This window comes from Bacillus sp. JJ664, assembly GCF_036962205.1.
In the GTDB taxonomy this organism is placed as follows: Bacteria; Bacillota; Bacilli; order Bacillales; family Bacillaceae_G; genus Gottfriedia.
This window is the reverse complement of sequence record NZ_JBALMS010000049.1, coordinates 1-8800: the sequence shown is the minus strand read 5'-3', so window position 1 is coordinate 8800 and position 8800 is coordinate 1. Positions and strand designations below refer to the sequence as shown.

Sequence of the window (8800 nt, the reverse complement as noted above, 5' to 3'; positions counted from 1 at the left end):
AGAAAGTTATTATTTTGACCACTTCTATCACCAAACAGGTCAAGGTAAAACATCAGATGCTGAATTTATCATTGATAATTCTTTATATCCTTTAGATCGCGGTGCTGTATACTTCACTCATGCTAATAATGAGTTTATGGGCACTCCAGAATTATTAAAAGATAAAGGATACTATTCAGCAGTATTCCATGCAAATAATAAAAGTTTCTGGAATCGAAATGTAATGTACCCTACTCTTGGTTATGATCGCTATTTCAATGAAGTAGATTACGATATTAATGATGAAAATTCTGTTAACTGGGGATTGAAGGATGAGGATTTCTTCCAACAATCATTACCTTTATTAAATCAATTAAAACAACCGTTTTACTCTCGCTTTTTAACATTGTCTAACCATTATCCGTTTACACTAGATCCTGAAGATCAATATATTGATCAATTCAACTCTGGTGACGAAACATTAGATCGCTACGTAACGACGGTTCGCTATATGGATGAATCAATTAAACATTTTATTGATGGTTTGAAATCTTCGGGTCTATACGATAATACTATTATTGTCATGTATGGTGATCATTACGGTATTTCAGAGAATCATAATAGAGCAATGGCTCAATTCCTTGGTAAAGAAGAGATCACTCCATATGATCACATGGACTTACAACGTACGCCATTAATTATTCATTTACCAAAACAAGAAACTGGTAAAACAATTTCAAAAATTGCTGGTCAAATCGATGTTAAACCTACTATTCTACATCTACTAGGGGTCGATACTAAAACTGATATTGAATTCGGAAAAGACTTATTTAGTCCAAATCATCCTGAATTTACAGTTTTCAGAGACGGTAGCTTCGTAACAAGTAAATATTATTATGTAGCTGGGTCTACTACCTTCTACGATCGATTTACTGGTGAAAAAGTTGAAGTTGATGAACAAGAGTCTAAACAATTAATCGACAAAGCGAAAAAAGAATTAACGCTATCAGATAACATTGTGTACGGTGACTTATTCAGATTCTATACCAATAACAAATATAAAACTGGTACAATGAAAACAATCACAGAACCAAATGAGTAAGAGGTGCTTTTACAAGCATCTCTTTTTGTTATAATATGGTAGTTATATAGGACATTTAAAATATTATATATATTTGCACTTTATATAAATTTTAGAAAAGGAGGGCTTTACATTGTTTAGAAATTCAAAATTATTATTCTGGACGATCGAACTATTATTATTATTTTTAGTATTATTTGTTGGAACGAAAATAACTTTCTTATTCCAACCAATCGCTATCTTAATTAGTACATTGTTCGCGCCAATACTTGTTTCAGTCTTTCTTTACTTCTTATTCGCTCCAATTATAGATTTCTTAGAGCGAAAAAAAATTCCACGATCGATTGGTATTATCATTTTATATGTTGTTTTGATTTTAGTCGCAGTCATATCTACTGTTAATATATTCCCAACTTTAATGGAACAGTTTAAAGATTTGGTAAATAAAATGCCAAGAATTGTGGATCAAACAACTAATCAACTTGGACTATTAGAAGAATGGTTAGGAAGTCAAAATTACGTTGAGATTAAAGATATAGAACAAAAGGTTGCAGATTATGCTGTTGTCTTTATTGGTGGGATAACAGGTGGAATCGGAGCCATTTTTAGTGTATTAAGCAATGTAACTTTAATCATCTTAACAGTTCCATTCATTTTATTTTACATGTTTAAAGATGGCCACAAGTTCCCTAAAGCTATGTCTCGCTTTTTACCACCAAGTTTACGAAATGAAGCAATACACATAGCGAAAGAAACAAGTGAAACGTTAGCTTCCTATATTCAGGGACAAACGCTAGTTTGTATCTTTGTAGGTATTGGTACATTTATCGGATATAGCATTATCGGTTTACAAAATGCTTTAATTTTAGGCTTAGTCGCAGCAATCACAAATATTATTCCTTATTTTGGACCATTTATCGGTGGTGCTCCTGCTGTAATTATTGCCGCCCTTATATCACCAAAATTAGCTTTACTTGTTGTACTAATTATTTTAATCGTTCAACAAATTGACTCAAACTTAATCTCGCCTTATATCATGGGTAAAAAACTAAATATCCATCCACTTACAATCATTCTTTTATTATTATTTGCAGGCAATTTTGCTGGTGTAATGGGTATGATTCTTGCTGTGCCAACATATGCCATCTGTAAAGTGGTCGTTGTTAATATTACAAGGATTATACGTTTAAGAAAAAAGGCTAAATTTGCTGATAAAATAATAGATGACGAGATTGAAACAAACATTGAGATTAACATAAACGATGATGATCCTGAACTAAATAAAAAAGATTAATTCATCCAAAAAGCCGGTAACGATGTATTTATAATACAGCGTTACCGGCTTTTTTTATCACAAATTCTTCTCCCTGCTCAACAGCCACTCTTTTCTCCATAATCCACCAGCATATCCAGTTAATTTACCATTTGAACCGATAATACGATGACAAGAGAGATGATTGAAATACTAGGTAGTTTATTTGAAGGCGTTATATTATCGTTACCTTCTAAAAAGAACCATTCTACAAACCATTACCCAAAGTTTGCTAGATGATCTAAAACAATACATAAACATACGTAAAGAACGATATAAATTACCTTCTGACGAAAAGGCATTGTTTATAACAGGCAATAAAATAGGTGACTCCCCCTACTCTATCCTAAGCGTAAGAGCAATTCAAAACTTGGTTGCTAAGAAAGACTTCGATAAAGCTAGAACAGAATGGGATTTTGAATCGTATTTACCAAAAGGTGATGAACATTTTGAAACTCACTGCGAATTATGTAATCATCGCGTACATAGTCACAACTTTTAATATGAAAGCAATGCATTACACTTTCTTATTATTAATCCGGACAAATTATTAAAAAAGAAAAATAGTAAAAAGGGGTTCAATATAGAATCCCTTTTTACTATTTTTACTATATAGGTAAATATTTAAGGGCCTCCGATTTTGGAAGCCCTTTATTACAAACTAATAATTATTGTTGTCCAATCCAAACTGAAACCGAATATTCTTGACCAGCGTTATTGTACTTAGCCTGAGGATCTACATAGACACCAATGTGATAAAAGCCTGGAGTTAAATCGTTTGATAAATAACAATAGTACCTTTGGCGCTCTGGATCCCATTCTGCAGTACAGACATCAATAAATTCACCATCAACGTCATATAAAGCAAACGTTAGGTCTTCACTATATTTAGCATCTGTCGTTGAAGCAATAATAGATACAGTTTCATTATCTGTAATTAAAAAGTAATAGAAATCCATATCTTGATTATTTGAAAACGTTCCATATAACATTGCATCTGAGTAAGGGATATAATCTGCATCATCAATCGTATTATTACTTTCTTCTTCTTCAACAGAACCCTTACCATGTGCTGGAACATAATATGCTCTATTTATTTCAATTAAATCATAGTTAGAGTTTGCTGGAATTTGCTTATATACATTAATTGGTATAGCGTAATTCATATTTTGTGCATCTATACGGGTAAGATCATTTACTCCAATTACTTCACCATATATATTCACGAGTACTCCTCCTGAATTACCTGGTGTAATTGGCGCACTTGTTTGGATAAATTGATTCTTTCCAATTACTACATTTCTATTGCTAACAATACCTTCTGTAATCGTATTTTGAACTCCTCTAGGTGAACCAAGGGCATATACTTTTTCACCTGTTTGAACTTTACTTGAATCAGCAAGTGTTACAACAGGTAAATTTGTAGGACCATCAATCTTCAGAATAACAATATCTTTATCCGCGTTATACCCTTTAACCCTACTAGTCTCGTAAGTTATGCCATTTGAGAGTTTAATTTTAACTCTTGATACTAAAGATACATCTGAAACCACGTGATGGTTAGTAACGATTTTTCCGTCTTTTGAAACAATGAACCCACTACCAGTTCCAACCAATTGATTATTTTGGTTATATGATTCTATGTATACAACGCTTTTATTTACTTTATCAAATGCTTCTTTAGCAGATAGTTTCTTTTTAGATACTGAAACTGTTGCTACACTTTTGATTTTCAGTTTTGGAACAGAAACAGTAATGTTAGCTTTACCTGGCTTTAATGCTGTTACTTTCCCATTTTTCACCGACACTACTCCACTATTACTTGTTGACCATACTATAGGATTTTTCTTAATGTTTTGTGCCTTATATGTTAGTTGTTTACTCTGACCTACATAGATGCTTAATTTTGATTGTGTTAGTTTGATAGATGAATTTAAAGTTGCAGCGGATGCGCTGTTTGTATAACCTTGAACAAAGAATAAAACTACCAACATTGATAATACTAGACTAGTAAACTTTTTCATTCAATCTCCTCCGTTCTAATTCCATAATAACCCAATTATTATATCGTCATTACTATATGAATATTAAGAAAAATATAAAAAGAGGTTAAAGTATTTGGGGTCAATACTATTTTTAAATCATTTAATTTTATGTAATTTGATTATATTTACAATTACTGTTAGAATTAAGTATTATATTGTGTGTAACACACGCTAGGAGGCAACAAATATGGAACATGGTAAAGTAAAATGGTTTAATGCAGAAAAAGGTTTTGGATTTATCGAGCGCGAAAATGGTGATGATGTATTCGTACATTTCTCAGCTATTCAAACTGACGGATTTAAATCGTTAGATGAAGGCCAAGCAGTTACATTTAATGTAGAGTCAGGTCAACGTGGACCTCAAGCGACTAACGTTCAAAAAGCATAATTATATAAATAGCAAAGACAGATCTTTTTTTAAAAGATTTGTCTTTTTTTATTTAAGTATGTAGGAACTGCATTTTAGAAAGCTTATATGATCCTCATTTTTCTATTAGCCTAATGAATCATGAGAAAGTTTTTATTGCTTACGTAAGCCACAGTTGAAGTTCTTTGCTTCATCAATCGTTTTTGTTTCGATTACTCAGAGTCTATGTCAGTAAACAACCGAAACACGTATTGGCACAAAGAAAACCCACAAGATTCAATATATGTATGGCATGCAGAGAGTATTCCATTTTTTAAGATTTACATTGCCAATAGAATAATAAGAGTTGATATTATGGAAAGAACTAAGTGTACGAAAAAAAGGAGCCTCTTTAAAGAATCTTGTAAGTTTATTTATGGGTTCTTCTCTTTTTTCGAAATAAAAAACCCTTATTCATAATTTCGAATAAGGGTGTTCACTAAGGGTATATCAAGTAAAGAAAATGGTTTAAGGTATTATAGCCCATATAAAATGAATGTACAAATTTACCACAAACTTATTCAGGTCTTACTTTTCGTGGAATACTCTCGTAGAAATCTTTAAATGCACTAATCTTCTTATTTAACCTTTCTAATTCTTCATTAGGAATAAAACCTACTTCTAAGTACTTGATATAAACATCCTTTATAGACGTTAAAATCTCAGTAATACCAGAATTTGTGTAGTTATACAAAGTTATATATCGATTTGTTTGGCCAGTAAAATAAAGCGTAATCCTGTTTATATGTATTAATACGGTTGAAGTATAGACTGAAAGAAATAAGCTATATTAACTGTTTTTAATGAAATATAAAACAAAAATCCCCTTTACGTCTATAAGGAGATTTTTATATATTGAGTATTATATTGTGTGTTCTATTTAGTTTACAAAAGAATTAAGTATTAACTCATTATTGGATATACATACTTTATTTCTACCGGTCTTTTTAGCTATGTATAGAGCTTTATCAGCATCATCAATGAGATTATTCAAGTCCATAGTTGTTTCATTATAACTAGCGATGCCAATTGAAACAGTAATGAATATTTTTTTTTCAGAAATGTGAAAAGGATATTCCTCAACAGTTTTTCTTATCTTCTCTGATATTTCTTTGGCTTTATCTAATGAACTATCCATTAATAAAACAGTAAATTCTTCCCCACCATTTCTGCTGATAATATCAAAAGATCTCGCACATTTTTGTAATATCTCACCAAGTTCTTTTAAAACTTCATCCCCATTTACATGTCCATACCTATCATTAATTTTCTTGAAAAAATCAATATCAATATACAGTAATGCGAGCTTTTCTTGTTTTTGGTCAATTGTCTTTATTAATGTGTTAAAGATTTCATCAAATTTACGATAATTATTCAAACCAGTTAATCCATCAATTGTAGATTCATTCTTATATTTACTAAATAAGGATTGGATCGACCTTATATAATTTATTATATAAAATGCGATAAATCCCCCAATATAAGAAACCAACCAATAAGCTGGTATTAATAAAATAAGTATATGAAAGCTTTTAATAAGATAGCTTGCGATGACTGTAAAAACTAAATTGTTCCAGGTTAAAGATAGAACAACTCTCTTTTTGCCAGATAATTTCATTCTTGAAAAATAGAGCACGCCAGTTGTCACTAATAGCATCAATGGAATATTAAAAAAGGACGACAAATTAACTCCGATTAGAAAACGTCCCACTATTATTAAAATCATGGATACAAAGGCTGGAATCGGTCCACTGTAAAAAGCTAAAAGGATAATGGGAATATGTCGCAGATCAACCAGTGTATCACCAACATGCATACTATATTGCATAAGCATGTTTCCTAGTAGACCTCCTAAAATTCCCATGGTTATCTTTCTTATAAAAGAAGATTTGCGATTCAATGGACTATTTTTAGTTAATTGACTATACATAAAAAGTAATGAAGTTAATATTGCAAGGTTTGAAAATAGTTCTTTAATAATCATTTTATCACCCAAAATATGATACCATATCGTGCATTAAAATGACATTTGCAATGATTTGGATGTAACAATGAAGACTTAGTTGAAACGTCAACAACTACTTAGATTTTATCTAAAGGGTATCATAATAATACCCTTTACCCAGTTGAAATTTCTCACTAAAATTATTATTAATACTTTCTTTAAAACCATGAAATGGTTTTCCTACCTTTGAAAGAAGGATCGAGGATTACTAGGTTATTATATTAATAATATTTGCTATAAATTTAACCTTCCTAGTAAAGAAGTATATGAATCCGCTATGATTAGCAAATCTTATTTTTACAAGATAATAAATGGAGACAGTCGCCCAACTAATTAAAAAATAAAAAAGCACAACTTCCCTTTGATTAGGAATCATGCTTCTAAGCTATTACATTATAGTTCTCATAGAACCTAATATGAGACTATTTAGTTCCATTCATTTAGATTAATCATCCGTTCCTAAAATATCTGTGTTAGGCGGTTGATAACCCATTGTACGTGCCATGGATACAATTTGTCCTTTATGATGATACTCATGTGTGATTGTATGCATCAGTAATTTTCGAGGCGTCATCGAAATGACTTCAGTAGTAGCTCGCCAAGGAATTGACTGTTGAATGGGCACATCCATTTGTTCAGAGGATGATTCAAAAAACTCATTTAAAATTTCATCTGCTTGTTCAAAACGTAACTTAATATCATTTAAACTAACATGAATGACAAATTCCTTTGGCGTAATTGGTTTCGTAGTTTTCTGTAGAATAAAAGAACCAATCCATGCATGATAACAATCTGCCACGTGAATCAACGTTTCTTTTATACTTTGAAAACCAAACCCATCAATTCTTCGATTAAGATCTTTTTCATCAATTTTACTGCAAAAATCTAGCAGTATTTTGCGATTCTGTTTAACCCATTGATACTCATTTTTGTTCATTTTACACCTCTAATAGTAGAAAGATTCATTGTGAATTTAGGAGATAAATTGCTTTTCTTTTATTCTTCAACAACATTATTTACTAGGAAGAAAACGATTCGTTAAGAATGTATTCATTATATCATTTTTAAATAATTCATAATCAAACTGAAAAGCGACACTATGTGTTTTATATTTCGGGTCTGGTGTAGCTCTCAAATCTGCAATACTTTGGCCAAAGCCTTCACCTTGGTCGGGAATTACTTTTATTGGTACTTTTGACAGACCTACGGCATTTGGATGCAATAAATACCAAACCGTTAAAAAGTCATGTATAGGACTTCCTTCAATACCAGGATTCGATTTTGAATAGAAATTATAGTAATAATCTAACATTGGTTTAATAATCAACCCTGCCGGATCCTGAGTCATTTGATGAAAATCATTAATTTGATTTACCATTTCTGGCGTAACAATCGCATGTTGAGTTACATTTAATGGAATAATCGTTAAATTTTTTGCGTATTGTACAATTAAATTAGCTGCATAAGGATCCAAATGAAAATTTGCTTCAGCTACTGCAGTCACATTTCCAGGGTAAAAAAAAGCACCACCCATGCAAATGTATTCCTTCACATTTTCCATTATTTCTAAATTTAATACGAATGCTGTTGCCAAAGAAGACAGTCTACCTAGATTAATAATCGTTAAGTTTTGTAAATCAATATTTTTCATATGATACATTTCACTAATAGGATAGACAGGATAATTAATTTTTGGAGGAATAATTGGCCCTAAACCTGCTTCCCCATGTACCTCAGGAAAAGTTTCCACACCAATTCCTGTTAATGGGATTGATGCACCAAGAAATACAGGAATCTCTTGTCTACCAGTAATATATTTTAAATAATTGATGTTCCATACAGCCTTATCTCTAGTTACATTACCATAATCGGCCACAATCCCTACTAGTTCTATATCTTTTCTAAAAAGGATATATAACATTGTAAATGCATCATCAATACCTAAATCAGTGAATAGGAGAACTTGTTTAAC

At 31.3% G+C, this 8800-nt stretch carries 6 protein-coding genes and 2 pseudogenes; 3 read left to right on the top strand and 5 right to left on the bottom strand.

All coding sequences use genetic code 11. The annotated features are described in order from the left end of the window. Both V7056_RS08660 and V7056_RS08655 read left to right on the top strand, forming a co-directional pair. The coding region (locus V7056_RS08660) for an LTA synthase family protein (protein WP_499701084.1) at positions 1-1081 on the top strand (1081 nt) is incomplete at its 5' end. Positions 1082-1193: 112 nt separating this feature from the next. After that, a pseudogene (locus V7056_RS08655) lies at positions 1194-2255 on the top strand (AI-2E family transporter); the annotation flags it as partial. 156 nt (positions 2256-2411) lie between these two features. On the opposite strand, the pseudogene V7056_RS08650 reads toward V7056_RS08655, so the two are convergent. Both V7056_RS08650 and V7056_RS08645 read right to left on the bottom strand, forming a co-directional pair. Then, positions 2412-2513: pseudogene (locus V7056_RS08650) on the bottom strand (MGMT family protein); the annotation flags it as partial. Positions 2514-3040: 527 nt separating this feature from the next. Next, positions 3041-4396 (bottom strand): trypsin-like peptidase domain-containing protein, encoded by a 1356-nt coding sequence (locus V7056_RS08645; protein ID WP_499701083.1) that lies wholly within the window; start codon positions 4394-4396, stop codon positions 3041-3043. A gap of 208 nt (positions 4397-4604) precedes the next feature. Here V7056_RS08645 and V7056_RS08640 point away from each other — a divergent pair, with 208 nt between their 5' ends. Then, positions 4605-4805 carry a cold-shock protein gene (locus V7056_RS08640; protein ID WP_499701082.1) on the top strand — a complete coding sequence of 67 codons (201 nt, stop codon included), beginning with the start codon at positions 4605-4607 and terminating at the stop codon, positions 4803-4805. Between the two features lie 898 nt (positions 4806-5703). Here the strand turns inward: V7056_RS08640 and V7056_RS08635 are convergent. The 3 genes from V7056_RS08635 to V7056_RS08625 all read right to left on the bottom strand — a co-directional run. Then, entirely contained in the window at positions 5704-6807 is a 1104-nt protein-coding gene (locus tag V7056_RS08635) for a GGDEF domain-containing protein (RefSeq protein WP_499701081.1), read from the bottom strand. Between the two features lie 466 nt (positions 6808-7273). Then, positions 7274-7765: a DinB family protein gene (locus V7056_RS08630; protein ID WP_499701080.1), complete on the bottom strand. Its 492-nt coding sequence runs from the start codon at positions 7763-7765 to the stop codon at positions 7274-7276. Positions 7766-7840: 75 nt separating this feature from the next. Next, positions 7841-8800 (bottom strand): nucleoside hydrolase (locus tag V7056_RS08625; protein ID WP_499701079.1); only part of this gene is annotated, 960 nt, incomplete at its 5' end.

What these genes read in the sequence shown, in the direction of transcription:
- V7056_RS08645 (WP_499701083.1), bottom strand. Translation starts at nt 4,396, where the DNA reads ATGAAAAAGTTTACTAGTCTAGTATTATCAATGTTGGTAGTTTTATTC.
- V7056_RS08640 (WP_499701082.1), top strand. Translation starts at nt 4,605, where the DNA reads ATGGAACATGGTAAAGTAAAATGGTTTAATGCAGAAAAAGGTTTTGGA.
- V7056_RS08630 (WP_499701080.1), bottom strand. Translation starts at nt 7,765, where the DNA reads ATGAACAAAAATGAGTATCAATGGGTTAAACAGAATCGCAAAATACTG.
- V7056_RS08635 (WP_499701081.1), bottom strand. Translation starts at nt 6,807, where the DNA reads ATGATTATTAAAGAACTATTTTCAAACCTTGCAATATTAACTTCATTA.